Here is a 25085-nt window from a genome sequence, read left to right as displayed (position 1 = left end):
TTTTTGTAAGGGTTTGGATTCAGACCGGCTTATACTCTATCGCCTTCCAATCAGCCGAAAGCAAATCAACGTAATTGTAATGCAACACATCGTCCTTATCGAACTCCCCGTTTTTATTCGTATCCTCGATCGAACGGAAATACAAGCGGTTCTTGGATTCGATGAAATTCCAGTCGATCAATTCCTGGTATTCGGGTGAGATTTTAGCGAGTCGCTTGCCGCTGATATCGCTCATGTAAAGCGTTCGGATGTCGCTCTGGTCCAATCGTCCGTCCTGGTTCGTATCCATGTCTGAAAGCGAATACACCAAGACTTGCTGTTTCGTCTTGTCGGCGAAAGCTTTGAGGAACGTCGCGGTTTGGATCAAAACAGGTTTGTCAAAAATCGCGGTCATCGAGTCGGAAGCGGTTTGCTGCACTTTCAGATTCTGCAAAAAGCCCGTAATCTCGAACTCTCCGTAATTTGAAACCGTGAAACTTCCTCGTTCATACGTGTAACCCGAGCGCTTCGTACCGTCAAGCACGCGGTATTGCCCGACCGGATGGATCAAATAATCGGTTCCTGAAATTTGGATCGGAAGGTCGGCAATCTCGATCTGGGTCGTATCGGCAACCGGCTGGACTTTCGATTCGGTCGTCTTGTAAATCACTTTGGGCTTATCGGTTTCCTCTTTCTTGCACGAAGCGAAAAAGGCGACGCTCGCCAGCAGCAGCAGTGTTTTTTTCATGGGATTGCCAATTACTTTTCCAAATATACTAAAAATCGAAAGGCGCTTTGTTCTGGCTTACAACCTTGCGGAAAGTTTAACGTTGAACACGCGCGTGGTCATGTAGTTCGGAATGCCGTATTGATTTTTCGTGTATACGTCGCGCACCCAGGTATTGGTGATCGCGTTCTGGTTGTTGAACATGTTGAAAATCTCGAATCCTACCGATAAGTCCTTGAACTTCTTGAGCCAATGGCCGTCAGGACGATTCGCATTGTTCTCGGTAAGCACGTACGAGAACCCGACGTCGGCGCGACGATAATCACGTAAACGGCTTTGGTATACGTATGGATCGGCGTATGAAGGCGAACCTCCGGGCAAACCGGTGTTGTAAACCATATTGATGTAAACCTTCACGCTCGGGATCGCGGGCATGTAATCCTGGAACAGAACCCCGAACTTCAATCGCTGGTCCGTCGGTCGTGGAATGTAACCGCGTCCGTTGTAATTTTCCTCGGTCTTCATATATCCGAACGTGAACCAGGATTCGTTCGACGACGAATATTGCCCGTTCAGGCTCGGCACGAATTGGCCGTTGAGTCGGACGTCGAAACCACTCACGAAAGCCTTCGCATCATTGTCGGCGCGGTAACGGATACGCACGTTTTCAAGCGTGTATGTGTTGACGTCGGTAAGCGATTTGTAGTAGGCTTCGGCCACCAGTTTAAACGGTCGGTCCCACATCTTGAAACTGTAATCGCTTCCCAAGACATAATGTATGGATTGTTGCGCCTTCACATTCGGCAGCACCGTTCCCGATGAATCCCGAAGTTCCCGATACGTCGGCGGCTGATGGTACAAACCGCCCGAAAGCCTGAACAAGATATCGCGTTTCCAATTGGGTTTGATCGTGAATTGGGCGCGAGGGCTGAACGTTGTCTGGTTCTTTCCGTCGGCGCCGACATCGTTCGACACTTTCCAGTTGTGCGCGCGGACTCCGGCGTTGAGCCAAACGTCGCTTTCACCCAATTTCGTTTTCTTGCTCCATTGCACGAATCCCGAAAGCCTGTCGATCGTCGTGAAATTCGTCGCGCGGACATTATTATAAGGAACAAGCGGCCCGGTATACGGAACTTGCGGCTGGTAATTCGGGAAATCCACGATGGGAGGATTGATTGAAAAACCTGCCGAGTCGATCACTTCCCATTCCACCAAACGGTCTCGGATGTCTTCGCGCGAATATTTGAAACCCCAGTCGATATTTGTATTTCCTGACAATTTGTGGTTGCCTTTAACTTCGGCGTTCACGATGAATGCGTCCAAATCGTTACGGGCGTGATTCAGTTGTTCGCCGATGCCACGAGAAAAAGTCACATCGCCAAAAGTTTCCGACCCGATATTCGCATCGACTTCACCCAAGAAATAACCCGCGTAAATGTCGAAATATTCCTGTTCGGTCGCGTGATACGCCGACGTAATTAGTTTCAATGTGAACTTCTCGGAAACCTGGAACGTGGTTTTGAATGCGCCGAAATACGTTTCATATTTGTCTTTTTCCTGACCGTCGTAATAGACCTGTAATGCGATCGGTTCGTCGATCGTACCGAAGTTCGTCTGGCGCGTGAGCGGTTCGTAATGGTAACGGTTCTGGGAAATATTCCCGAGGAAACTGAACGTCCATTTCGTATTCGGCGTGAACGTGATGTTGGTTTGGACGTCCAAGTAGCGCGGACGGTAGTTGGTTTGCGTTTCCTGGCTGTTCACCAAAAGGCTGTTGTCGCGGTAACGCACGCCCGTCATCGCGGCCCATTTCTTGTTTTTCGAAACGAGATCGACAGTCAGGCTTCCGCCCAAAAGACTCGCTTCGGCCGAAGCACCGAACTTGATCGGCGTTCTGTATGTTATGTCGAGCACCGATGAAAGTTTGTCGCCGTATTTCGCCTGGAAACCTCCGGCGGAAAAATCCACGTTCTCGACCATATCGGTGTTCGTAAAACTCAAACCTTCCTGTTGTCCCGATCGGATCAAAAACGGTCGGTAGATCTCGATTTCATTGACGTAGACCAAGTTCTCGTCGTAGTTGCCGCCTCGGACCGAATATGCGGTACTCAGTTCGTTATTGCCGCTTCCGCCCAAAATCTTAATGATGTTTTCGATTCCCGCATTCGCTCCCGGAATTTTGCGCACGACTTCCGGCTCGATGTTGATGATGCCTTCGACTGTCTTGCGATTCTGTGTGTTGATCGTGACCTCAGTAAGTTGCTCCGACATGTTTCCCATAACGGGATTGAATTCGAACTCTTCATTTGGAGCGAGTTGCACTGGAACAATGATTTTTTTGAGCGAGACATGTGTGAATGTTACGCGAACGGTTTCATTCGCGGGAATCGTCAAAATGTAAGCTCCCGTATTGTCGGTAACCGTCGAGGTCGCGCCCGTGCTCACGGTAACACTTTCAACAGCGTTGTTATTTTCGTCAAGGATGACACCTTTTATCCTCGCGGTCTGTGAAAACGCCACGATTCCGAACAATGCGAAAACAAGCGTCAAAAAGTATTTGTTGGTCTTCAAATGGTTTGGTTTTACGGAGTTTTGCTCCTGAAAAAATACGTTTCAAATATAGCGGAATTTCCCACATTATCAGTCACGACGAGCTTTAATTCATTGCGGCCGTCCACGACGAAATCATCACTCGAAAACCAATGCGTGATGCGTTTGGACTTGTAATCGAACTCGAAAAGCACCCAATGTCCGTTCAGATAGCCTTTGTATTCTTTGATTCCCGACAGGCCGTCAGATATGAACGCCGACACGTAACCGTCTTTCAAAGGTTTGCCTTCGATCTTCTTGGCGATCGTGATCTTTGGCGCTTCGGTGTCTTTCGCGAGCTTGAAGCCGCCGAGATTTTTCGTGTACGTCGAAAAAGTCGAACCCTTTCGCTTCGTGGAATTGTAACCCAATCTGCTTCCGATGACCGACGCGATAAACGTCTTTTCGCGATCAGCTTCCGGAATGGTTTTGTCGTCGATGACCACGTTGAAATTCATATGAACGGGAATATCATCGTTCCCGAAAGTCATCGTATTTCCGCTCACATCGAAATTCATGTACACGTCATCGTAAAACGCCTTCGCAGGAATAAATACTGAAAAATTGCCTTTTTCGAGATTCGTATCCTTTGTCGCCGAGATCAAATAGCCTGACGGTTTAACTTCGGGAATCGTTGAGACGATGGCGGCAGGCGCGGCATATTCGACGGGAATGTTGATGACGATGTTGTTCGTATTGAAATCCGAAATTTCGAGTCGGCAGATTTGGTTCATGTTGGGTTCGACCCGTATCGCGCCGTTAAGCTCATCGGTTTTGATGAGGCTGAAATCATTGGCTTGCCTGCGGAAAAGCCGTTGCACGCGCTGGCCCGTTTTGCGGAATCTCGGATAATCTATCACGGCGTTGATATAACGCGATTCGTCGAAAGCGAACGTATTGAACTCGTAACCGTATGACAATTTGCCGTTCACGTAATTCTCTACCTTGTAGATTCCGTTTTTTCCGGGCGAATAATCGACTTGGTCGAAAGCCGTGATTCCGAATCCGATGCGTCCCGTCGCGGTGAGTTTTTCGGCGACATAACTTCCGTCTTCGGCGAGTCGGACATCGACCAAAACGGGCGTTTTCGCGCCATTCACTTCAGAATCGGCGTCGATCGGATACGCGAGCAACGTCTGCAAAAACGGCTTCTTGGTATCGATGATGATTTTGTCGAACCCAAAAAACAAGGGATTTATGATTTTCTCGGACGTCGTATGTCGGATCTCGAAATGCAGATGCGGACCTTCAGAACCGCCCGTATTTCCTGACAACGCGATGATGTCGCCTTTCAAGACCTGAAGTTCGCCGGGCTTCGGAAACAATTCGACTTCAAACGATTCTTGCTTGTATTGGTTGTCGCGGATGTATTTCTCGATCGCGCCTGATCCGGTTTTCAAGTGGCCGTAAACGGTCGTGTAACCGTTCGGATGGTCGATATAGATGGCTTTCCCATAACCGTACGGAGAAATCTTGATGCGCGAGATATAGCCGTCGCCCGCCGCATAGACGTTCAAGCCTTCTTTTTGCTGGGTTCGGAAATCAAAACCCGCGTGGAAATGATTGGATCGCAGTTCCCCGAAATTCCCCGACAACTGCAACGGAATATCGAGAGGCGATCGAAAAAAATCTTTAGGATAGACATCCTGGGCGTAAACGGGCGCGTACAAAAACAAAAGGAGTAGAAAAGATTTCATGATAGGAATTTATTGTAGCCCGAAATCAACCGACGTCGGGTTGGCTAAGATAAAAAAAGCCATTCTAAACTGAGTGTATTTTTAATGTACATAACAGGCTTTGGAGCAATTTATTATCTACTCCATCGATTTCAGTAGCGAATTTCGTATCAAAAAAATTTCGCTAATTGAAGTGAAATGCTACCTTTGTGATTCAGGTAATGAACAGGATTTTCAATGAGCGAAATTGCAGGAATTATTGATACTCTTGAAGGCAGGATACAAAAACTGCTACGCAAAATAGATGCTCTCGAGAAGAGCAACCGCGAACTTCAGGAAGAAAAGGACAAGAATTCCGCACTCGCTGAAAAGCAAAACCACGACATCGTGGCGCTGCAATCGGCCAACGAAACGCTCAGGATCGCCAATTCATTGCTAGGCAGTGACGAAAATAAACGAGATACAAAGCTCAAGATAAATTCATTGATACGGGAAATTGATTACTGTATCGCCCAGCTCGCAGATTGATTATGGACGAAAAGCTGAAGATCAAACTATCCATCGCCGACCGCGTTTACCCGTTAACGGTGAACATGTCGCAGGAAGAAGGCCTTCGCAGCGCGTCGAGGAAAATCGACGTGATGATCAAGCAGTTCGAGGAAAATTACGCCGTCCGCGATAAACAGGACGTCTTGGCGATGTGCGCGTTACAGTTCGCATCCCAGCTCGAACAGAAACAGCTCGACAATTCGATTGACGGAACCGAGACCATCCAGCGACTGAGCGCGATCAATGAAATGCTTGCCGAATATCTCAACCGATAAACACGTTCTTTTACATAAGCTAAGATACTGCCTACATTAGTTTCCATTTGATAAACTCAACATTAAACAATTCAGATGGGCGAATTGCCACTACTAAAGCACGCCGGCTCGTCCCGGATCCTTGAACAGCGGGTTAGCCCAAAACTTGTCATAACGAGTTTATGCAATCAGCTGATGTAGGCTTTTTTTATTGCAACAAACAAGAGTTCAGAGAAACTCAAAAACACTAATTTCAACAAACATGGATAATACATTACTAATAATCATAGCAGCGATCGTCGGCATTGGCGGAGGTTTCGCATTCGCGAAGTTCCTCGAGAAAAAGACCGTTTCGGGATTGCTCAAGAACGCGAAAAAAGACGCGTCGTTAATCATTAAGGACGCGAACCAGGAAGCTGAAAATATCAAGAAAGATAAAATCCTCCAGGCGAAAGAGAAATTCATCGAGCTCAAAGCCGAGCACGAACAAGTAATTCTGTCGCGCGACAAGAAGACCGCCGAGGCCGAGAAACGCATCCGCGATAAGGAATCGCAAGTGTCGAGCGAATTGTCGAAAGCCAAAAAAGTCAACGACGATTACGAGGCCAAGACGGCTGAATACAATACGAAAATCGAAATGCTCGACCGCAAGACGCAGGAAGTCGAGAAAATGCACAAGAGCCAACTCAACCAACTCGAGGTGATTTCAGGTCTTTCGGCCGAAGAAGCCCGCGAACAGCTTGTTGAAGGATTACGCGCCGAGGCCAAGACCAAAGCGATGGCGCACATCCAGGAAACGATCGAGGAAGCAAAACTTACGGCCCAACAGGAAGCCAAGAAAATCATCATCAACACGATCCAGCGCGTTGGAACCGAGGAAGCCGTCGAGAACTGCGTATCGGTTTTCAACATCGAATCGGACGACGTTAAAGGACGCATCATTGGCCGTGAAGGTCGAAACATCCGCGCGATTGAAGCCGCGACCGGAGTTGAGATCATCGTCGACGACACGCCTGAAGCGATCATCCTTTCGTGTTTTGATCCTGTCCGACGCGAAATAGCGCGTTTGTCGTTGCACAAATTGGTGACCGACGGACGTATCCACCCGGCGCGAATCGAAGAAGTCGTAGCCAAGACCACGAAACAGATCGACGATGAGATCGCCGAAGTCGGGAAACGAACCGTCATCGACCTTGGCATCCACGGATTGCATCCTGAATTGATCAAGATCATCGGACGAATGAAATACCGCTCGTCTTACGGGCAAAACCTTTTGCAACACTCGCGCGAGGTGTCGAAACTTTGCGGTATCATGGCAGCCGAACTCGGACTGAACGTGAAACTCGCCAAGCGTGCCGGATTGCTCCACGATATCGGGAAAGTGCCTGATACCGAAAGCGATTTGCCGCACGCACTTTTGGGTATGCAATGGGCCGAGAAATTCGGAGAGAAAGAAGAAGTTTGTAACGCCATCGGTGCGCACCACGACGAGATCGAAATGAAATCGTTGCTGTCGCCTATCGTCCAGGTTTGTGATGCGATTTCAGGAGCACGTCCGGGCGCACGCCGTCAGGTTTTGGACTCGTACATCCAACGTTTGAAGGATTTGGAACAGATCGCATTCGGATTCCAGGGCGTCAAAAACGCTTATGCTATCCAGGCGGGACGCGAATTGCGCGTAATCGTCGAAAGCGAAAAAGTGTCCGACGAAATGGCAGGAACCTTGTCGTTCGAAATCTCACAAAAAATCCAAACCGAAATGACGTATCCGGGGCAGGTTAAGATCACGGTGATTCGGGAGACGAGAGCGGTGAATATCGCAAAATAGTAGAAAGTTAAAAGTCGAAAGTCAAAAGGCGAAAGTCTGAAAGGCGATGACTCGATATTATAAGTAAAAAGTCCGGATTTCGATTCGGGCTTTTTTTTATGGAACGATTTGTAAAAAAGTCGAAAGTCCAAAGTCCAAAGTCGAAAGCACTAATGACTGCGACTCGTTATTATAAATTGTAAAAGTCCGGATTTCGATTCCGGGCTTTTTTTATGACCAATCCGTGACCCGAGCGAAGCGAACTGGCGAAGCAAAAGCCGTGTATCTGTGGCTAAAAAAATATTGGCCACGGGTACACGGATGTCCACGGATATTTAAAGTGGAAAATCTAGCTTTCAATTTTTTCAAATACTACCGCTTGATCTTAACGTTGCAGATCAGCGTTAAAAAGTGGCGCCCAAAATCGCGCGTTACCTTTTAAGTTTCGTCAACCGGGATTTCTTTTCCTTCACGCCGCCTTTACCGACAAGCACCGACGTGACTTTTCCTTTCCTATCCATCAAAAATTCAAACGTGCGATCGGGATTGCCCTTTCGGAAAAACTTGGTTTGTGATTCGGGAACAAATTCGTCATCAAGTGTGTTCAAAAACAACTTATCATCGGACGCGATTATCTTCACGTTTTGATATTCGCCCGCGAACGCTGTGAGTTTCGTCGGAGCAATTTCTATCGCTTTATGAATGTACGGCATTTCAACAGGGATACCGAACACGATCGCCGACAACGCGTAACTGACCATATGCGATTCAGACCCATTGTTCGACAAAACCGCAATGAACAAATCGTCGTCCGGATATCGGTCAAACGTGGTCATCACGCCGATGAAACCGCCGCTATGCGTGCGCAACGAATGCCCGTGATTGTAGTATGGATCAATGATGATTCCGTAGCCGTACGAATCGAAAAATCCGCCGTCAGGAAATCTCGAATTGTATTTGGTTTCCATTTTCGCGCGCGATTCGCTTGACAAAATCGAGTTGCCATACATCGCGCGATCGAGTTTATACAAGTCGTCGACAGTCGAATATGCTCCGTCATGACCGACATTCAAGTTCCAGTTCAGGTATGGGTTTTTCGCGTATTTACCATTTTCCTTGTAATAGATATCGGCCTTCATCCTGACGATGGAGTCGTTGTTGCAGATTCCCGATCCGGTCATTCGGGCCTTGTCGAAAATGTGCTGCTTCAAGAAATCAGCATAGGATTTCCCTGACGCCTTCTCGATTATCTGTCCGAGCAAAAAATATCCGACATTGCTGTATTTACACGCCGTTCCAGGCTCGAACAGATACGGTTTTCGCATCAGGATCACATTGGCCGAATCCTTGGAAATCGTCGTCGAATTCATATACAGATCGTCGAAATCGAGCGGCAATCCGGCCGTGTGCGTGAGCAGCATGTGGATCGTGACCTTTTCCCCGTTCGGATAAGCCGGGAAGTATTTCGACAGTTTATCATCAACCGACAGTTTTTGCTGTTCGACCAACTGCATGATTGCGATCGCCGTAAAATATTTGGTGACCGACGCCAGGACGAACTTCGTTTCGACCGAATTTTTCACCTCGAATTCACGATTGGCTAAACCGTAGGCCTTTCTGAGCAACACCGAATCCTTTTTCATCACGATCACCGTCCCGCTGAAATCGTTTATTTCGAATTGCTTGTCCATATATTCTGACAGTTTTCGTACGTTGGGATTTTGTGAAAAGCAGAAAACTGGTATCAGAAAAAGTACAATCAGGTATTTCATAATATAATTTAATCGTAAAGTCATAAAGTTTTGATGTCTTAAGGGCTACGAATCGTTAATATATGGTCGCAGAAGTCAGGATTTCGATTCGGCGTTCTTGTGCAAAGGTCCCGAAAATAAATTCGTTCGTCATCCGACTCCAAGCCTTTTCGACTTTCTACGTTTGACTTTTGACTTTTTACTTTCGACTTTTTGACACTTACTTTCTCGGATGAAACTTATTCATCACCTGCGTCAAGTGCTTCCGATCCAAATGCACGTAAATCTCGGTCGTCGTAATCGATTCGTGCCCGAGCATGAGTTGGATCGAACGCAAATCGGCTCCGTTTTCAAGCAAATGTGTCGCAAATGAATGTCGGAACGTGTGCGGGCTTATTGATTTTCCGAGTTCAATTTTTTCGGCCAACTCCTTTATTATAGTAAAAACCATCGCGCGCGTCAATCCTTTCCCGCGTCGGTTCAGGAAAATCGTGTCCTCGTGGCCTTTCTGGATCGTGAGCTGATTCCTGACGGTTGCCAAATAGATTTCGATGTACTTGCGCGTCACGTCGCCGATGGGCACGAAACGCTGCTTGTTTCCCTTACCCGTGACGCGCACGAAACCTTCGTCGAAAAAGAGATCCGACATTTTCAAGGTGACGAGTTCCGATACGCGAAGCCCGCAACCATAAAGCGTTTCAAGCATCGTGCGGTCGCGTTCACCTATTTTCAATCCGCTCGCCACGTCGGTTTTGCTTAGATCGATGGCCGAGATGAGCCTGTCGATGTCGGGAAGCGATAACGTATCGGGAAGTTTGCGTGCGATTTTGGGCGTTTCGAGTAGTTCCATCGGGTTCGTATTCCGATAATCCTCGAAGATCAGATAGCCGAAAAAACTCTTCAAACCGGAAATAATGCGCGCTTGTGATCTCGGATTGACTTCCTTGGAAACGGCGTAAATGAACTGTTGCACGGTTTCCTCGGTGATTTTTATCGGAGAAACGGAAATCGCATTTTCATCGAGATACGAACAAAGCCTATTGATGTCGAACGTGTAATTCGCAATGGAATTGGCCGACAATCCACGTTCGATGCGCAAATACGTCTGATAACTCTTGATGAAGCTTTTCCAACTTTCCATATGTAAATAAACGAAATCATTTGGGACGAAAAAACGACTGCAAGAGAATTTCTCCAATTATCACTTTATCAGTAAATGTTTATAGAATTACCATATTGATAAATTATCATTACACTTAAATTCTATTTGTTGCAAAATTCACATAAAAATCAAATTTTTACTGTGTTAAAGAACTGTGAATTAAGAATTCTTTAAGGCAGTCGGGTTGGTTGAGATTCTAATTTTGGCATCAAATAACCCATTAAACATGACAATCATGAAATCATTGAAATTTTTAGTAACAGGAATAATGATGTTCGGCGCTACAGCTATCTATGCGCAGAACGAGGCCGACAACACAACTGACCGAACGGCTAGCCTTGGTGTAAAAGGTGGTGTTAACTTCTCGAACGTTAGCGGAGACGACATCGGAGACACAGAATCCAGAACGAACTTCCACGTAGGTTTGGTTGGTGAATTACCGTTGGCAGACATTTTCTCGCTACAAGCGGAGGTCTTGTATTCCGGACAAGGTTTTGACGTAAAAAATCCAGTACTTCTGGGAGCTGATGAAGCGACGTACAAACTAGACTACATCAACGTGCCGGTGTTGGCGAAAGTTTACCTTTTCAAAGGATTCAGTTTGGAAGCCGGTCCACAGTTCAGTTTCAAAGTAAACGAGAAAATCGAAATTGACGGAGAGGAAAGCGACGAACAGGACGAGGCTGAAGATTTCGACTTCGGAGTTGCCGCCGGTGCAACGTTCCAAACAGAAATGGGATTGTTCGCCTACGGACGTTACAACTACGGATTCACTGACGTCGTAAAGGATACTGACATCCGCAATGCGGTTTTCCAAATCGGTATCGGTTACAAATTCTAAGCAAAATAAACACATTAGAACAAAAAAAGCCTTTCCGTTTGGAAAGGCTTTTTGCATTTAACCCAATCTATTAAAAACGATAACCCGCGCCTACCATGAAGCTCGCGGTCCTAATTTCTCCTCCTACGTCGCTGATATTTAACAAACCGGCGTTGAAACGTGCATCAACGAACAAACCGAAGTCAAATTCGTAAGTCGCGCCGCCTGTCAGTGCGACATCGCCTCTTTTGAGGTAATCGTCGGCGTTGTCTTCAGCATCCAACAAAATACCGAACGTCGGTCCTGCCTGAAGCGCCAAATTCTGGATGATGTAATATTTCGCAAGCACCGGGATCCGCGCGTAGATAAGGCTTACCTGATCAGCTCCTTCAGCCACGAAAAGTAATTCGGGTTGCAAATGGAAGTTTCCCGATATCGGAAGATCGACCAAACCGCCAATGTAACCGCCTATTTTACTGTCATAATCGAAATCATCGGCACCATCAAGATCGTCAGCAACAAGATTTGTGTGTACAAAACCAGCTTTCACACCGAACTTGACCGTTTCAGATTGTGCGTTGGCAAATCCGAAAGCAAACATCGCGCATGCGCAAAAAATCAGTTTCTTCATTTTATTTTGTTTAAACGTTAGTAGTACAAAATTAGACAGGCTTTAACACCGATATTTTAGTTAAAATTTCACTTGTCAACAATTTTATGAACACGTCATCAATACTCCGAGAAATTAAAAAGCCCTTCATTTACGAAAGGCTTTTCCAAATTTCAAACTCAAACTACTACAACTTATCGTTTCGCCAACTTCGAGCCGGCATTAAACATGAATATTTAATTAACTGATAATTAGAAACTTTATATTTTTGGAAAATTTATGCCGTTCCAAAACAACTTTCACCATTACAGTGCGTTCCAATAAAGTTACCGAGTTGTCAAGCGTGCAAGAGATGCCACAACCCGCAGTTATAAACAATCTTATAAACACGAAAAATATTTTTGTGTCAATAACGGGCGGATGGCTTAAAATGCAAGATTTCGCCGAATCTGTATAAAGCCATCGACCGCGTGGATTACTAATTTTACGACAAACTAAAGAACCTGATTATGAAAAAACAACTTTTGGTGGCGCTACTGCTGATCGCGGGAACCATCACTTCACAAGCACAGTTCCTGAGATTCGGGGTTAAGGCAGGACCGAACTTCGCCAACTTCAACGGTGGCGTCGACGGAATAGACTACAAAGCACGCACGAGCTTCCACGCGGGCGCCGTCGTCCAGCTCAAGATATTCGAAAATTTCGCACTCCAACCGGAAGTACTGTATTCATCGCAAGGTGCGGATGTCGAAGGCGTAGGGGATTTCAATCTCGACTACATCTCGGTTCCGGTCATGGCGCGTTTCTACGTGGTAACCGACAGGCTGAGTATCGATGCCGGACCACAATTCTCATTCCTAGTCGATGACGCCGACCTCGTATTCGATGAAGTCGCCGGAGATGCCGACACTGAATCGTTCGACTTCGCGGTTGCGGGAGGCGTGACGGCTTTCATCACTGAAGGTTTGTTCATTTCAGGCCGCTACTCCATCGGACTTACTGAAGCTTCGAAAGACGCCGAAGTCAAAAATGCGGTATTCCAGGTCTCGCTTGGATATTTATTCTAGGATCACGATAATTTTGTTTAGGGTTTAGAGTTTGGGATTGACATGCGTCGTCTTGAATTTTAGACCCTTTTTTGTTTCGGGTTTAGCGTTTAGCGTTCGGCTCGGTATTATTAGTTTTAAAGGTTTTTTGTTTCGAGTTTAGCTTTTTGATTGGACTCGTCATTAGTAGTGCATTAATTTATTTAATTGAATATTTAGCCTTTCACTCGTCATCGCGAATTCTCAACGCGATTTTTTTTATAATACCGAATGCCAACTCTAAACTCGAAACCCTAAACCCTAAACTCGAAACTCGAAATATCCCAAAATCATCGGAAATCCCTATTTTTACTAAAAATCAAGCATGAAGATCATCATCATAAACGGTCCGAACCTCAACCTGCTCGGAAAGCGCGAACCCGAAATCTACGGAAGCCAGACGTTCGGCGATTATTTCGAGACGCTTAAATCAAAATTTCCCGCGGTCGAACTCGAGTATTTCCAAAGTAACATCGAAGGCGAAATCATCGGGAAAATACAGGAAACAGGCTTTAGTTATGACGGAATTGTGCTGAATGCGGCGGCTTATACGCATACTTCGATCGGGATCGGAGACGCCGTCAAAGCCGTTTCGACCGACGTGATCGAAGTGCATATCTCCAATACGTTTGCGCGAGAGGAATTCCGACACCAATCGTATATTTCATCGAATGCAAAAGGCGTGATTTTAGGCTTCGGACTCAAAAGTTACGACCTCGCGATTTCGGCTTTTTTGTCATAATTCCAATTTTTGCGAAACCGGAAACGTCGGCAGCATCGACATTTCCAAATTTTCAAATTACCCAATTTCCAAATTAAATTCATGAAACACTTCTTCATGTTGCTGCTGATTGCCAGCGTTCCGATGTTTTCACAAATCCGCGGCACAGTCTCTGACGACAAAGGCGTAACGATGCCGCTCGTTAACATCTATGTCGAAAACACCTACAACAGCACGACTTCGAACGATCAGGGAAAATACGAGCTGAACATCCGTCAACCCGGAAAATACACGATCCTGTTCCAGTTCCTCGGGTTCAAGACCCAAAGACGCGAAATCACGATCGAGACATTTCCTTACCAATTGGACGTTTCCATGCCCGAAGAGAGTTTCGATCTGCAGGAAGTCGTGATCAACCCAAAAGACAATCCCGCCGATCGCATCATCCGCGCGGCGATAAAAAATAAGAAAGCCAATTCCGAAAAGACCAATCGCTACACCGCCGACTTTTATTCACGCGGGATTTTCCGAATAAAAGACGCGCCCAAAGCCGTTCTCGGACAAAAACTCGACATGTTCGACGAAGTACTCGACTCGACCCGAAGCGGCATTTTGTATTTGTCGGAAACCGTTTCGAAAGTCACGTACCAAAAACCCGATAAACTCAAGGAAGTCATCGTCGCCTCAAAAGTCAGCGGCAACGACAACGGTTTCAGCTTCAACAACGCGGCGTCGGCGAATTTTGACATTTACGACAACAATCTTCCGTTGTACATTAATATCGTTTCCCCGATTTCAGACGAGGCGTTCGGATACTATAAATTCAAGCTCGAGGCGACATTCGTGGACGACGTAAATCGCCTGATCAACAAGATCAAGGTCACGCCCAAACGAAAGAACGAACCCGTAGTCGAAGGTTACATTTACATCGTCGACGACAGTTTCGCGGTCTACGCATGCGACATCGCGATAACGGGACCGAGCATGCAGAACCCGGCGATCAACCTGCTCACGATAAAACAGAATTTTACATTCAACAGCACGAACAACCTGTGGGCGAAAACGTCACAAACGCTCGATTTGAAGGCCGGACTTTTGGGCATCAACATCGACGGGCGATTCACGTATGTATTCAACAACTTCGTATTCGAAGAGAAATTCGAAAAGAAAACGTTCACGCGGGAAGTCCTGACCGTTGCCGAAGGCGCGAACAAAAAAGACGACGCGTTCTGGAACGAGATCCGACCGGTTCCGTTGTCGATCGAGGAAACCAACGACTACATCAAGAAAGACATCCTGCAAACCAAGAAGAAATCGAAAACCTATATGGATTCGATCGATACGAAGTCGAACAAATTCGGGATTATGAGTCCGCTCACGGGTTACACGTTAAAGAATTCGTTCCGCGAATGGCAACTCAACTACGAAGGCTTGCTCAAGGGTTTCAGTTTCAACACGGTTCAGGGTTACACGTTCAAGACGGGCTTCAATTGGCTCAAGAACCGCGAGGAAAAACGCACGTTCACATCGGCGGGAATAAATTTCACGTACGGTTTGGCCGAGGAAAAATTCCGTACGACGGTGAATTTCGGACATCAATTCAACAATACGAACAAGGCCACGATCCGGCTTTCGGGCGGAAGCGCCGCGGCCCAGTTCAACCCCGCGAATCCGATCGGCGCGTTCGTAAACACGTTCAGCACGTTGCTGTTCAAGAACAATTACATGAAATTATACGAGCGCAATTTCGCGAACGTCTCGTATGCGCAGGAAGTCGTGAACGGGATTTTCATGACGGCGGCGATCGATTATTCCGAGCGCAAACCGCTTTGGAACAACACCGATTACGTGCTCATTGCGAATGAAGATCCGTACACGTCGAACAATCCGCTCGCGCCTTTCGACTACGTGACGCCCGCGATCGAGAAACACAATCTGGTCAAGACTTCATTGAACGCGCGCATCGTGTTCGCCCAGGAATATTGGACGCGACCTAACGGAAAGTTCAACGTCGGCAATGATTTGTATCCGACGATCAATTTGGGTTGGGAAAAAGGTTTCGGCGGCAGCGAAAAGCGATACGAATTTGACCACATTAATGCGATGTTGCGCTATGAACGAACGCTCGGAAATAAAGGTAGTTTCGAGACGATCATCAAAACGGGGAAATTCTTCAATGCCGAGAATATTTCGTTCGTCGACTACAAGCACTTCATCGGAAACCAAACTCATATCGGCAAGAACGACCGCTATTTGTACGGGTTCAATTTGCTTCCGTATTATTCGGCGAGCACGAACGACAGTTATCTGGAAATCCACGCCGAACACAACGACAAAGGTTATATCATGAACAAAATTCCGCTACTGAACAAACTGCGAACGACGCTGGTCCTGGGTTACCACAACCTTTGTGTGCCCGACCGCAATCCGTATCACGAGTTTTCAATCGGGATGGATAATTTGGGAATCGGGAAGTTCCGACTCATGCGCATCGATTATTTCCGGTCGTACCAACACGGTTATATCGGCGATGGCGTGATTTTTGGGCTCAAATTCCTGAACATCCTCGAATAGCAAAATCGTAACATCATGAAGCAATTCTTCTATCTAACCGTCGCCATCTTTACCGTTTTGTCAGCAAACGCCCAACGCGATCCGGTATTGACGCGAAATGCGCTCGTCGGAACCTGGACGCTTACGAAATCCAGCCCGACCAACGACACGTTATATTTGCGAAAAATTCCAAAAGCGATAAAACTCGACGGCACTGAAATCGCGTTCAAAGCTGACGGAACTGTTTCAAAAGTCATGAAACCGTACAATGCCAAAGGCGGCAACGACACACCTTGGAAAAACCGACTTGGAAAATTCGAGATCGACCGGAAAGGGAACGGGCTTTCGACGACGATTCCTATTCTTGTCGATAAAAAATCGTTTGAAATTGTGGAACTTACGCGCAATACTATGATTCTCGTTGATGCGTTTCCGGATCGTTGATTGATGGCGCTGCGCTGGTTGATATGAAGACACGAAGTTTTATTTTTAACTGTTTGTTTATATTCAATTGATCGGCGATGCATTTCCGGATCTTTAATTTGATGGCGCTGCGCTGGCTGACACGAAGGCACGAAGACACGGAGACACGAAGTTTGATTTGTTGTTGTTTGTTTATTTTTTTTTTGACTTCCGACAAATTAGAATGTGAAGAAGAAAACGTCAATATTCTTAAAACGAACTTTAGCACTTTAGGGTTTATTAGGCCTTACGGCAACACGATTCTCGGCGATGCATTTCCGGATCTTTAATTTGATGGCGCTGCGCTGGCTAACACGAAGGCACGAAGGCACGGAGACACGAAGTTTGATTTGTAATTGTTTGTTTATTTTTTTTGACTTCAGTTGTGTCAATCTACGGCGGTTTAAATGTCAACATTCCCGAATCCAACTTCAGCACCTCAGCACTCAAGCACCTACATTGGTGGTTAGTCGAACTTACGCGGAATACAATGATTCTCGTTGATTTGATGGCGCTGCGCTGGCTGACACGAAGGCACGAAGACACGGAGACACGAAGTTTGATTTGTAATTGTTCGTTTATTTTTTTTTGACTTCAGTTGTGTCAATCTACGGCGGTTTAAATATCAACATTCCCGAATCCAACTTGAGCAACTCAGCACTCAAGTACCTACATTGGTGGTTAGTCGAACTTACGCGGATTACAATGATTCTCGTTGATTTGATGGCGCTGCGCTGGCTAACACGAAGGCACGAAGACACGGAGACATCAAGTTTGATTTGTTGTTGTCTGTTTATTTATTTTTGACTTCCGACAAATTAGAATGTGAAGAAGAAAACGTCAATATTCTTAAAACGAACGAACATCAGCACTTCAGCACTTTAGCACTTCCGCACTTTACACTTACCTCAGCACTCGCGCACTTCCTTCAACACTTTACCATTTTTCCCAACGCTTCATCGACTATTTCTGACTTTCATCGAAAAATCTGCAATACTAATACTAACAGATTACTTTTGTCGTTGCAATTCATTAAATACCACGAAATGAAAAAAGCACTTTACTTTATTATTCCCGCGTTTGTCGTGTTTGGAATTTTGGCGTTTGGCCGACTTAATGCGCCGTGCAAAAAGAATGTCGTCGTTGAAGGCATCGTAAGTTCGGTGAGCGAAGGCGGCGTTAAGGACGCGATCGTAAAACTTGAGGAACACGAAATCTCCTACTATATAAACCGCGGACTCGAAAACCAATTCACGCTTGAAAGCCTTACGCAACATATCGTCGGGAAAAAAGTAACAATCCATTACGCCGACCGTTGGACGCTGCTCGCTCCATTGGGAACCGACACGAAGGCGATAAAATTAATTGAAGTCGACCAAAAAGTCTTGTATTCTGACCTGAAGTAATTTCATGCTGCGCCGAACCTGGATATACGTAATTGCGTTTTCGATCCTGCTCATCGGTTGCAAATATTTTGCGATTTTCATTGACGGTTTTGAGGCCGTATTCATTTTCTTACTGGCCGTATTTTTTGGCTTCCTGCTTTGTTGTTTTGCATTGTTCGGCGCAATCCGATTGGTTTTCCATAAGGAAGCGCGTTTCATTTATCCGACGGCCGCCGCAGTGTTCGTAATCATTTTCGCGGTATTCGAACCGATTGAATATGTCGTCGAAAAAATGAAAAGCCCGCCTGTCTTTGCCGGCTATTGCGAACATACGGTTACGGCGGTTTGGATTTTGATGCGCGCCGACAAAACGTTCGAGTACGGCCCAGGTTCTTTCCTCACGAACGACACGCGTTTCGGCACGTATTCACGGGCGAACGACACGATTTTCCTGCATTTCAAAGACTCGGTTCCCAAACATGCAAAAACCGAATTGATCTTCAAAAAAGCTTACGACGGCAGCCGATATCTTGGCGAGGTCGGCGACACGACAAAACACCTGCACGGTTTTAAGATCACACTGGACAAACTCAAATAACCGATCGTTCCTGATTGCTTGACATTTGCATTTTGAATATCTTTGGGTAAAACCGATATCATGCCCGACTTCAAACCCAAAAATTACAACTCCGTTTCGCCGTACCTTATCGTCGATGGCGCGCAACGTCTCGCCGACCTTCTAAAAACGATTTTCGATACCGAGGAACTGCGCAAATACAACCGCGAAGACGGTTCTGTGATGCACATGGAAGTGCGCGTCGACGACTCCGTTCTCATGATTTCCGACGCCACCGAAGATTATCCTGCCGATGCGACGATGCTGCATGTCTATGTTTCGGACGTCGACGCCGTTTACAAAAAAGCAATCGACAACGGCTGCCAACCCATAGAAAAGCCCGAGAACAAAAACGGCGATCCTGACAAGCGCGGTTCGTTTTTGGATTTCGCGGGAAATTATTGGTCGGTGAGTACGCAGATCTGAGGTTGCCATTGCCGATCTGTTCCTCACATAAATCGGTAGTATGAAACTACTCAATCTATTCAGTAAAAACAAAAGCTCTTGGTTGAACGAGACCGATGAACTCAGCTTGTTTGCGAATGATATCCATAGCGACACTTTTTTTTCAGAGGTCGAAAAGCTGAACGATGTAAACAAAAAGTTCCAAAAGGGTTTCAACCTTCTCCATCTCGCCTGCGAATATCATAACCTGAAATTGGCAACCCGATTGTTGGAGCGAAATATTCATGTTGACGATAAAAATAAATTCGGAAACACGCCATTGTGGATCGCCGTATTCAATTCGAAAGGTCGATATGAACTCGTCGATCTGCTTTTGTCATTTAATGCCGATCCAAATTCGGTAAACAACGCGGGCAATTCCCCGATAAAATTTGCCGAAACGATAGGTGACGAAACTTTGATACGGAAATTGCGGGATAGCGCGCGATGACAAACGAAACCGCAAATAATTCACATGGAATTTAAAACATCATCGCGTAAAGTAATTTTCTTCTCCGGATGTTTTCTATTCCTATCACTGGCAATATTCGCAAAAATCCTCTACGACAAAAGCATTCCCACCGAATCTGTCTGCCGAATTCCAACACCGTACGACATTCCGAAAAATCATGTAAGATCCGAATCGGCGATGAAAGGCAGACAAATTTTCAACAACTACTGCGCCGCCTGCCATAAACTTTCAGCCCGCGCGACCGGCACGGCTCTGCGCGGGGTCGACTCAACCGTTTATTCCAATTGGATGAAAGTTGAAAAGCGCGAATTCGATACGATCAGATTCAAGGAATTGGGAGTCGAGTATCACCGATATCTGGCGAGTGAATTGAACACGTTGGAAATCCGGAATATTTACCAATACACGAAACCGATTTCTAACTGATTTCCATTTGCGATGAATGTGAATTAAATCGGGAAGTTCTCCAAGACGCGAACCGCAGCCCCGATGGGAGCGGTTATCCTTTTTGGGGTCGCGGCTCGTTTTTGTGCCGATGCGCGGGCGACCAACGGAAGCCCTGCGGATTGGCTTACAAAAACCGCCGCGACCTAAAAAGATAATAGCGGACAGCGGGAATTGCTGCCAAAAAAAAATCCGGAAGCCAAAACCTCCGGATTTTCTATTCATTTGTAGTCCTTTGTCATTAGTCTTTCGTCGTTAGACATCACTTTCGACTTTCGACCTTAGTCTTTCGTCATTAGTCTTTCGTCTAACCTTTTACTCGATCCTCTCAATCTTAGCACCCAACGCTCTCAAACGATCGTCAATGCTTTCATATCCGCGGTCGATCTGCTCGATGTTTTGGATCACGCTCGTTCCTTTTGCTGAAAGGGCGGCGATCAGTAATGAAATCCCTGCGCGAATGTCAGGCGAAGACATCGTCGTGGCTTTCAGCGTCGATTTGAAATCGTGTCCGATGACGACCGCGCGGTGCGGATCGCACAAAATGATTTTCGCGCCCATGTCAATGAGTTTGTCCACGAAAAACAAACGGCTCTCGAACATTTTTTGGTGGATCAGGACGTCGCCTTTTGCCTGGGTTGCTGTTACCAAGATGATGCTTAGCAAATCGGGCGTAAAACCTGGCCAAGGCGCATCGGCGACCGTTAAGATCGAGCCGTCGATGTCGGTTTTGACTTCGTATGATTCGTGCGTCGGGATAAAAATATCGTCTCCGCGTTTTTCCAAAGTGATGCCGAGTTTGCGGAAAACCGATGGGATGACGCCCAGATTTTCCCAACTCACGTTTTTAATCGTGATTTCAGATCTTGTCATCGCGGCCAATCCGATCCACGAACCGATCTCGACCATGTCAGGCAGGATTCGGTGCTCGCATCCGCCGAGAGCTTCGACGCCTTCAATCGTGAGCAAGTTCGAACCGACGCCCGTGATCTTTGCGCCCATCGAGTTCAACATCTTGCACAATTGCTGCAGATACGGTTCGCAGGCCGCGTTGTAAACCGTCGTGATTCCTTTCGCGAGAACGGCCGCCATGACGATGTTCGCTGTTCCGGTTACCGACGCTTCGTCGAGCAACATATCGGCTCCTTTCAAACCTTCTTCGGGCTTTTCTACGCCGTAAAAATGGTCTTCGCGGTTGTAACGGAATTTCGCTCCGAGGTTGATGAAACCTTCAAAGTGCGTGTCCAATCGGCGACGCCCGATCTTGTCTCCGCCGGGTTTCGGGATATAACCTTTCCCGAAGCGCGCCAAAAGCGGCCCGACGATCATGATCGAACCACGCAACGATCCGCCTTCTTTGCGGAACGCGTCGGTTTCGAGATAGCCGACGTTGACCTCATCGGCCTGGAACGTGATCGAACCTTTGCCGTTGTGCGTGATTTTTACGCCGAGATTTCCAAGCAACGTGACGAGTTTGTTCACGTCGATGATGTCGGGAATGTTGTTGATGGTTACTTTTTCAGGAGTGAGCAGTACCGCGCAAAGGATTTGCAACGCTTCGTTCTTCGCTCCTTGTGGAGTTACGTCTCCTTTTAAGCGGATGCCGCCTTCGATTTTAAAAACGCCCATTTTTGATAGTTATGAGATGTGAGTTTTGAGTATTGAGTTATGAATTTGAATCTGCACTTGGAGAAACTAAATGGTCTTAAGACGCATAGTTCGATCCTGTAATTTTTGTTTTGATGACTGTTTGGGTTGATTGTATAAGTCTGTTTTTCGCTTCAAGAATTCTCAATACTCAATACTAATAACTCAATACTAACATCAATACTACAAATTCTTCTTCTTGATGAACGGTTTCTTATTCATCTTATTATTATTGTTCTTCTGCATCTGCATCGGCTGTTGCGGCTGCATTGATTTGTTCGAAACCTTTTTGTTCGTGCGCATGATCTCGCTCATGTTGAGCAATTCCTCTGAGCTTTCGATAAGGTTGAGTTTACCTTCGCTCATCTCGTACAAATGTTCGAAAATCACCGCGTCGGTCACCGTGTCCTTGTTCCAGCTCAGGTACGACTTTTTCATGTGGTTCGCGATCACGACGATGAGTGCGTCCTTCATTTCGCCGTCTTCCCACCCGATCGCAACGTTGATCATGTATTGGATGTTGTTTCCGTAGAAACGGTATTTCGGGAAATTCTGTGGATATTTCAACGGGTCGGGACGCAATTGCAACACTTCTCGCGACGGGATCGGATAAGGCGAATCGACATCGATCCTGAAATCGCTCATGATGAACAATTGATCCCAAAGCTTGTGCTGGAAATCAGGCACGTCACGCAAATGCGGATTCAAACTGCCCATGACCTGGATGATGTATTTCGCGGCCTTGTTGCGCTCGGTCCTGTCCTCGATCGCAGTCGCCTGGTCGATCAATTTTTGCAAATGACGCCCGTATTCGGGAATGATCAGCGGCTCGCGCTCGGCATTGTACTCGAGGTTGTACACGACATCGCCGGCTACTTCTTTTTGATATTGCATAATTACAGGGAAACGATTCCTTCTATGGTGGAAACTTTAAGATATTGATCAATAATGCTTTGCGCGTCTTTCATGACCACATTTATGGACAGGCTCGTATATTTTCCCGTCTTCGATTTCGTAGTTTCGATTACCGCTCCAAGCCCGTCAAATGCGCTTTCTACAGCTTCGACCTTGTCGCGGTCAGTAGGCACGATGAACTTGTAAAGATATTCGGTTGGCCATTTCTCGGTAGTGTTGTTGAGTTCGTCGCGCAGGCGATCGTAGAACTCTTCGCTTTTTTGGTCCATGGGTTTAAATAAAGGCAAATATAGTTGATTTGGTTCAATCGGTTAATCTGTTGATGCGTTGATTTGTTTATTTGTTTATTTGAGGTTTCTGTTTGGACCGCACGAGTTGTTTTTTTTGACTTTCTGATATGCTGGTTCGGGTCTATCGCTGTCATTGATAACAGTTTTGCATCTGAAGCAAATTCCGGCTGTCCGCTTGTAGTCCTCGCGAAAAAGCAATGTCACGACGGCACAAGTCGCGCTTCCGTCGGTCGCGGCCTTGCGCCTGTTCCAAATGCTTTTTCTGCTGTGGGCTACCGCTTCCATCCGGGCTAGGGATTGGTTTCCAGTTGATGTAACCGATTAAATAACATTGCTTCAACGCAGTCGAATTTTACCATTAAGCTCGTTAAGAACATTAAGCGTATAGTTTACAAACGCGTTCTCGTTTCAATCCTTCGCCAGGCTCAGGATGACAACGAGATACAGCGGAAGGCAACAACTCAAATAAACGCATCAACAAATCAACAAATCAACAAAAAACGATTCCCCAACGACAGACACCAAACACCACTAACCAATTCACCAATTAAAAAAACATTGCTTCAACGCATTTGAATTTTACCATTAAGATAGTTAAGAGCATTAAGCGTATAGTTTTACAAAAGACGTTCTCGTTTCAATCCTTCGACAAGCTCAGGATAACAACGAGAAACATCGGAAGGCAACTACTCAAATAAACGCATCAACAAACAACTATTCCTCCAACGGCAGACGCCAAACACCACTAACCAATTAAACAAAACTCTTTCAACGCTATTGAATTTTACAATTAAGATAGTTAAGAACATTAAGCGTATAGTTTACAAAAGGCGTTCTCGTTTCAATCCTTCGCCAAGCTCAGGATGACAACGAGATACAGCGGAAGACAACTACTCAAATAAACACATCAACGCATCAACGCATCAACAAACAACTATTCCTCCAACGGCAGACGCCAAACACCACTAACCAATTAAACAAAACTCCTTCAACGCTATTGAATTTTACCATTAAGATAGTTAAGAGCATTAAGCGTATAGTTTACAAAAGGCGTTCTCGTTCAATCCTTCGACAAGCTCAGGATGACAACGAGATACAGCGGAAGGCAACAACTCAAATCAACGCATAAACGCATCAACGCATCAACAAACAACGATTCCTCCCACGGCAGACACCAAACACCACTAACCAATTAAACAAAACTCCTTCAACGCTATTGAATTTTACCATTAAGCTCGTTAAGAACATTAAGCGTATAGTTTACAAAAGACGTTTCCGTTTCAATCCTTCGACAAGCTCAGGATGACAACGAGATACAGCGGAAGGCAACAACTCAAATAAACGTATCAACGCATCAACACATCAACAAAAAACGATTCCCCCAACGGCAGACACCAAACACCACTAACCAATTAACCGATCAAACATCTTCCCAACCCCAAACGTCCACGCAAGAGAAAATCTCAAATCAACAAATCAACAAATCAACACATCAACAATCAACAAATCAACAAATCAATAAATCAACAATTTCTCGTAAATTCGCGCCCAATGAAACAAATCATCGTCATCATCGGCGGGCCAGGTTCCGGGAAAACCTCGATTATCGACAAGCTTATCGAGCAAGGACATCGCTGTTATCCTGAAGTTTCGCGTGAAGTTATTCTCGAAGCCAAGAAGAACGGGATCGAACAATTGTTCCTCGAGAAACCGCTATTGTTCAGCGAATTGCTGCTCGAAGGCAGGAAGAAACAATTCCGCGAAGCCCAAAATGAAAGCCATGACGTGATTTTTATTGACCGCGGCATCCCTGACGTACTCGCTTACATGCATTACATCGGTGACAGTTATCCATCGGCTTTCGACGCCGCCTGTCACGAACACAAATATGACAGGATTTTCCTGTTGCCGCCCTGGGAAGAAATCTACGAAAGCGACAACGAACGTTACGAAAACTACGAACAGGCGAAACTGATCCACGAACATCTCGTCGAAACCTATTCGAAATACGGCTACGATCTGCTCGAAGTCCCAAAAGACACCGTGCAAAACCGCGTAGCCTATATTCTCAACCGCCTCTAATCCCAAAATTCGCCAATTCGCCAATTCGCTAATTCGCTAATTCGC

23 protein-coding genes and 1 other RNA gene are annotated in these 25085 nt (G+C 46.1%); 15 read left to right on the top strand and 9 right to left on the bottom strand.

Annotated features, from left to right (window positions below; genetic code table 11):
- Positions 1-19: 19 nt before the first annotated feature.
- The 3 genes from EOO50_RS04115 to EOO50_RS04105 are packed head-to-tail and all read right to left on the bottom strand — an operon-like array spanning position 20 to position 4992.
- The gene (locus EOO50_RS04115) at positions 20-727 is read right to left on the bottom strand and encodes a hypothetical protein (protein ID WP_290838167.1); all 708 of its coding nucleotides are present in this window, start codon (positions 725-727) and stop codon (positions 20-22) included.
- 57 nt (positions 728-784) lie between these two features.
- Positions 785-3277, bottom strand: coding sequence for a TonB-dependent receptor (locus EOO50_RS04110; protein WP_290838165.1), 2493 nt, complete (start codon positions 3275-3277; stop codon positions 785-787).
- 11 nt (positions 3278-3288) lie between these two features.
- A complete protein-coding gene (locus EOO50_RS04105) occupies positions 3289-4992 on the bottom strand; it encodes a M23 family metallopeptidase (protein ID WP_290838163.1) in 1704 nt (567 codons plus the stop codon).
- Positions 4993-5208: 216 nt separating this feature from the next.
- Here EOO50_RS04105 and EOO50_RS04100 point away from each other — a divergent pair, with 216 nt between their 5' ends.
- The 4 genes from EOO50_RS04100 to rny all read left to right on the top strand — a co-directional run bounded on the left by EOO50_RS04100 (position 5209) and on the right by rny (position 7602).
- Positions 5209-5499: a hypothetical protein gene (locus tag EOO50_RS04100; RefSeq protein ID WP_290838161.1), complete on the top strand. Its 291-nt coding sequence runs from the start codon at positions 5209-5211 to the stop codon at positions 5497-5499.
- A 2-nt stretch (positions 5500-5501) separates the two neighbouring features.
- Positions 5502-5795: a cell division protein ZapA gene (locus EOO50_RS04095; protein ID WP_290838159.1), complete on the top strand. Its 294-nt coding sequence runs from the start codon at positions 5502-5504 to the stop codon at positions 5793-5795.
- Positions 5796-5849: 54 nt separating this feature from the next.
- Positions 5850-5956: non-coding RNA, 6S RNA (gene ssrS / locus EOO50_RS04090), on the top strand.
- Between the two features lie 80 nt (positions 5957-6036).
- On the top strand, positions 6037-7602 hold the full coding sequence (rny, locus tag EOO50_RS04085) for a ribonuclease Y (RefSeq protein WP_290838157.1): 1566 nt from the start codon (positions 6037-6039) through the stop codon (positions 7600-7602).
- 410 nt (positions 7603-8012) lie between these two features.
- On the opposite strand, the gene EOO50_RS04080 is transcribed toward rny, so the two are convergent.
- Together EOO50_RS04080 and xerD are read right to left on the bottom strand one after the other, a co-directional pair.
- Complete coding sequence (locus EOO50_RS04080; RefSeq protein WP_290838155.1) at positions 8013-9272, bottom strand: serine hydrolase; 1260 nt, start codon at positions 9270-9272, stop codon at positions 8013-8015.
- A 280-nt stretch (positions 9273-9552) separates the two neighbouring features.
- Positions 9553-10473, bottom strand: a complete 921-nt coding sequence (gene xerD, locus EOO50_RS04075; protein ID WP_290838153.1) for a site-specific tyrosine recombinase XerD — start codon at positions 10471-10473, stop codon at positions 9553-9555.
- 256 nt (positions 10474-10729) lie between these two features.
- Between xerD and EOO50_RS04070 the strand changes: the two genes are divergently transcribed.
- Positions 10730-11335: a porin family protein gene (locus tag EOO50_RS04070; protein ID WP_290838152.1), complete on the top strand. Its 606-nt coding sequence runs from the start codon at positions 10730-10732 to the stop codon at positions 11333-11335.
- A gap of 70 nt (positions 11336-11405) precedes the next feature.
- Here the strand turns inward: EOO50_RS04070 and EOO50_RS04065 are convergent, their stop codons facing one another.
- Positions 11406-11945: a porin family protein gene (locus EOO50_RS04065; RefSeq protein WP_290838151.1), complete on the bottom strand. Its 540-nt coding sequence runs from the start codon at positions 11943-11945 to the stop codon at positions 11406-11408.
- Positions 11946-12433: 488 nt separating this feature from the next.
- Between EOO50_RS04065 and EOO50_RS04060 the strand changes: the two genes are divergently transcribed.
- From EOO50_RS04060 to EOO50_RS04020, 9 genes are all read left to right on the top strand, one after another.
- Positions 12434-12991: a porin family protein gene (locus tag EOO50_RS04060; protein ID WP_290838149.1), complete on the top strand. Its 558-nt coding sequence runs from the start codon at positions 12434-12436 to the stop codon at positions 12989-12991.
- A 343-nt stretch (positions 12992-13334) separates the two neighbouring features.
- The gene (gene aroQ, locus EOO50_RS04055; RefSeq protein WP_290838148.1) at positions 13335-13751 is read left to right on the top strand and encodes a type II 3-dehydroquinate dehydratase; all 417 of its coding nucleotides are present in this window, start codon (positions 13335-13337) and stop codon (positions 13749-13751) included.
- 81 nt (positions 13752-13832) lie between these two features.
- Complete coding sequence (locus EOO50_RS04050) at positions 13833-16304, top strand: DUF5686 and carboxypeptidase regulatory-like domain-containing protein (protein WP_290838147.1); 2472 nt, start codon at positions 13833-13835, stop codon at positions 16302-16304.
- A gap of 15 nt (positions 16305-16319) precedes the next feature.
- Positions 16320-16727, top strand: a complete 408-nt coding sequence (locus EOO50_RS04045; protein WP_290838146.1) for a lipocalin family protein — start codon at positions 16320-16322, stop codon at positions 16725-16727.
- Between the two features lie 1064 nt (positions 16728-17791).
- On the top strand, positions 17792-18151 hold the full coding sequence (locus tag EOO50_RS04040) for a hypothetical protein (RefSeq protein ID WP_290838145.1): 360 nt from the start codon (positions 17792-17794) through the stop codon (positions 18149-18151).
- A gap of 4 nt (positions 18152-18155) precedes the next feature.
- The gene (locus EOO50_RS04035) at positions 18156-18728 is read left to right on the top strand and encodes a hypothetical protein (RefSeq protein WP_290838144.1); all 573 of its coding nucleotides are present in this window, start codon (positions 18156-18158) and stop codon (positions 18726-18728) included.
- Between the two features lie 60 nt (positions 18729-18788).
- Positions 18789-19172, top strand: coding sequence for a VOC family protein (locus EOO50_RS04030; RefSeq protein ID WP_290838143.1), 384 nt, complete (start codon positions 18789-18791; stop codon positions 19170-19172).
- Positions 19173-19212: 40 nt separating this feature from the next.
- Positions 19213-19641: an ankyrin repeat domain-containing protein gene (locus tag EOO50_RS04025; protein WP_290838142.1), complete on the top strand. Its 429-nt coding sequence runs from the start codon at positions 19213-19215 to the stop codon at positions 19639-19641.
- A gap of 198 nt (positions 19642-19839) precedes the next feature.
- A complete protein-coding gene (locus EOO50_RS04020) occupies positions 19840-20088 on the top strand; it encodes a c-type cytochrome (RefSeq protein ID WP_290838141.1) in 249 nt (82 codons plus the stop codon).
- A 333-nt stretch (positions 20089-20421) separates the two neighbouring features.
- Here the strand turns inward: EOO50_RS04020 and murA are convergent, their stop codons facing one another.
- From murA to EOO50_RS04005, 3 genes are all read right to left on the bottom strand, one after another.
- A complete protein-coding gene (gene murA, locus EOO50_RS04015; RefSeq protein WP_290838140.1) occupies positions 20422-21735 on the bottom strand; it encodes a UDP-N-acetylglucosamine 1-carboxyvinyltransferase in 1314 nt (437 codons plus the stop codon).
- 201 nt (positions 21736-21936) lie between these two features.
- The gene (locus tag EOO50_RS04010; protein ID WP_290838139.1) at positions 21937-22647 is read right to left on the bottom strand and encodes a DUF4290 domain-containing protein; all 711 of its coding nucleotides are present in this window, start codon (positions 22645-22647) and stop codon (positions 21937-21939) included.
- A gap of 2 nt (positions 22648-22649) precedes the next feature.
- Positions 22650-22937 carry a DUF493 family protein gene (locus tag EOO50_RS04005; RefSeq protein WP_290838137.1) on the bottom strand — a complete coding sequence of 96 codons (288 nt, stop codon included), beginning with the start codon at positions 22935-22937 and terminating at the stop codon, positions 22650-22652.
- A 1572-nt stretch (positions 22938-24509) separates the two neighbouring features.
- Here EOO50_RS04005 and EOO50_RS04000 point away from each other — a divergent pair.
- Positions 24510-25040, top strand: a complete 531-nt coding sequence (locus tag EOO50_RS04000; protein ID WP_290838134.1) for an ATP-binding protein — start codon at positions 24510-24512, stop codon at positions 25038-25040.
- The last annotated feature ends 45 nt before the right edge of the window (positions 25041-25085 follow it).

It is taken from the genome of Flavobacterium sp. (assembly GCF_004211145.1).
Taxonomy (GTDB): domain Bacteria; phylum Bacteroidota; class Bacteroidia; order Flavobacteriales; family Flavobacteriaceae; genus Flavobacterium.
This window is presented reverse-complemented; position numbering and strand designations above follow the sequence as displayed.

Bases quoted from the DNA above. Each gene is read 5' to 3' on its own strand.
- EOO50_RS04115 (WP_290838167.1), bottom strand. From the start codon at position 727: ATGAAAAAAACACTGCTGCTGCTGGCGAGCGTCGCCTTTTTCGCTTCG.
- EOO50_RS04105 (WP_290838163.1), bottom strand. From the start codon at position 4,992: ATGAAATCTTTTCTACTCCTTTTGTTTTTGTACGCGCCCGTTTACGCC.
- EOO50_RS04100 (WP_290838161.1), top strand. From the start codon at position 5,209: ATGAGCGAAATTGCAGGAATTATTGATACTCTTGAAGGCAGGATACAA.
- EOO50_RS04095 (WP_290838159.1), top strand. From the start codon at position 5,502: ATGGACGAAAAGCTGAAGATCAAACTATCCATCGCCGACCGCGTTTAC.
- rny (WP_290838157.1), top strand. From the start codon at position 6,037: ATGGATAATACATTACTAATAATCATAGCAGCGATCGTCGGCATTGGC.
- EOO50_RS04080 (WP_290838155.1), bottom strand. From the start codon at position 9,272: ATGGACAAGCAATTCGAAATAAACGATTTCAGCGGGACGGTGATCGTG.
- xerD (WP_290838153.1), bottom strand. From the start codon at position 10,473: ATGGAAAGTTGGAAAAGCTTCATCAAGAGTTATCAGACGTATTTGCGC.
- EOO50_RS04070 (WP_290838152.1), top strand. From the start codon at position 10,730: ATGAAATCATTGAAATTTTTAGTAACAGGAATAATGATGTTCGGCGCT.
- EOO50_RS04065 (WP_290838151.1), bottom strand. From the start codon at position 11,945: ATGAAGAAACTGATTTTTTGCGCATGCGCGATGTTTGCTTTCGGATTT.
- EOO50_RS04060 (WP_290838149.1), top strand. From the start codon at position 12,434: ATGAAAAAACAACTTTTGGTGGCGCTACTGCTGATCGCGGGAACCATC.
- aroQ (WP_290838148.1), top strand. From the start codon at position 13,335: ATGAAGATCATCATCATAAACGGTCCGAACCTCAACCTGCTCGGAAAG.
- EOO50_RS04050 (WP_290838147.1), top strand. From the start codon at position 13,833: ATGAAACACTTCTTCATGTTGCTGCTGATTGCCAGCGTTCCGATGTTT.
- EOO50_RS04045 (WP_290838146.1), top strand. From the start codon at position 16,320: ATGAAGCAATTCTTCTATCTAACCGTCGCCATCTTTACCGTTTTGTCA.
- EOO50_RS04040 (WP_290838145.1), top strand. From the start codon at position 17,792: ATGAAAAAAGCACTTTACTTTATTATTCCCGCGTTTGTCGTGTTTGGA.
- EOO50_RS04035 (WP_290838144.1), top strand. From the start codon at position 18,156: ATGCTGCGCCGAACCTGGATATACGTAATTGCGTTTTCGATCCTGCTC.
- EOO50_RS04030 (WP_290838143.1), top strand. From the start codon at position 18,789: ATGCCCGACTTCAAACCCAAAAATTACAACTCCGTTTCGCCGTACCTT.
- EOO50_RS04025 (WP_290838142.1), top strand. From the start codon at position 19,213: ATGAAACTACTCAATCTATTCAGTAAAAACAAAAGCTCTTGGTTGAAC.
- EOO50_RS04020 (WP_290838141.1), top strand. From the start codon at position 19,840: ATGAAAGGCAGACAAATTTTCAACAACTACTGCGCCGCCTGCCATAAA.
- murA (WP_290838140.1), bottom strand. From the start codon at position 21,735: ATGGGCGTTTTTAAAATCGAAGGCGGCATCCGCTTAAAAGGAGACGTA.
- EOO50_RS04010 (WP_290838139.1), bottom strand. From the start codon at position 22,647: ATGCAATATCAAAAAGAAGTAGCCGGCGATGTCGTGTACAACCTCGAG.
- EOO50_RS04005 (WP_290838137.1), bottom strand. From the start codon at position 22,937: ATGGACCAAAAAAGCGAAGAGTTCTACGATCGCCTGCGCGACGAACTC.
- EOO50_RS04000 (WP_290838134.1), top strand. From the start codon at position 24,510: ATGAAACAAATCATCGTCATCATCGGCGGGCCAGGTTCCGGGAAAACC.